Raw genomic sequence first — 1,418 nt, forward strand, 5'->3', positions numbered from 1 at the left:
CGGGCTGAATGCTCGGGCCCGCAATGGAATTCGGCCCGCGTCGGGCCGGAGTCTCGGCTCCGACGAGTAATTCATTCCGGATGAGGGTGGCTCGCGTGAGCGGATGCGCTCGCCTCGGGCCACTCTGCGCCGACTCGGTCACGGCGAATGAGTAGCGTTCGTAATGGAATTCGGCCTGTCCGAGTGCGGCTGTTCATTTTCGGCGGGCCACCGCTGCTCCGGATGAGCGGTGTTCACGTGACGGGTTGCGCTCGCGTCGGGTCACCCTGCGCTGAGTGAGACGGATCCGCTCCATGGCTCTGGCCCGCAACGGGATTCGGTCTTCGTCTGCGACGGCCCGCTTCTCGTGCACCGGCGAGGTTCGGGTGGCGGCTCGGGAACGGGCCGGCTGGACTTACTTGGTGAGTAGGTCGTCCGGGATCGGTTTGTCGGCGGCCAGGTCGGCGAAGAACTGGCTGGCCTGGCTTTTGTCCCAGAGCAGGACGCTGCCGCTGCCGTCGACGGTCTCGAAGCCGCCGATGGGGACGGTGGTCGTGACGGTGTTCGCGTGCAGCGCCCAGGCCAGGCGGCCCAGGGCCCAGATGTGATCGCCGTTGTCCACCTGCAGTGTGCCGGTGATTCCGGTGGCCAGCGGCCACAGTTTGAACGGGTTGGCCAGGGTGCCCGCGCTGGTCGCCTTCTTCAGCAGGGCGGCGAGGAACATGCGCTGATTGTTCATCCGGTCCAGATCCGCGCGCGGGGTGGCGCGGGTGCGCACGAATCCCAGTGCCTGCGTGCCGTTCAGGTGCTGGCAGCCCGCGGGGAGGTTGAGCCCGGCCTTCGGATCGTCGATCGCATTCGGCAGACACATATCGATGCCGCCGACCGCGTCCACCATATTCGCGAACCCGCCGAAGCCGATCTTCGCGAAATGGTCGATATGCAGACCGGTCGCGGTTTCCACGGTCTGTACCAGCAGTTTCGGGCCGCCCTCGGCGAAGGCCGCATTCAGTTTGTCGCGGCCGTGACCCGGAATGGGCACATAGGAATCGCGCGGGAGGCTGACGATAGTGGTCGGGCCCGACTGCGGAATGTGCACCAACATGATGGTGTCGCTGCGCTCACCGCCCGCATCGGCCTCGTCGCCGGTGGAGAGTTGCTGCTCCTGTGCCTGGGTCAGCCCCTCGCGACTGTCCGAACCGGTCAGCAGCCAATTGGTTCCCGCGGTCTGCCCTACCCGTCCGGAATAGCCGGCCAGCGCGTCGATGCGGTGCAGCGAGCTGTCCAGATAGATCCCGGCCGCGATCGGTGTGAGGATCAGCACCAGCAGCAGTGCCAGGAACCAACGTCCCCAATGTCGCCGACGGCGCACCCGGGGTTGACGCGGCTGGGGTTCCCGGCGGCGTCGTGTGGGCGGGAGGGGCGGCGCGGGCGGCGGG

At 67.4% G+C, this 1,418-nt stretch carries 1 protein-coding gene; it reads right to left on the bottom strand.

Translation table 11 applies throughout. The features are described from left to right. Nucleotides 1-394: 394 nt before the first annotated feature. Nucleotides 395-1,418: LCP family protein (locus tag NM2_RS03015; protein WP_245717816.1), on the bottom strand; the 1,024-nt coding region annotated here is incomplete at its 5' end.

The organism is Nocardia miyunensis NBRC 108239, assembly GCF_001613065.1.
GTDB classification, from domain to species: Bacteria; Actinomycetota; Actinomycetes; order Mycobacteriales; family Mycobacteriaceae; genus Nocardia; species Nocardia miyunensis.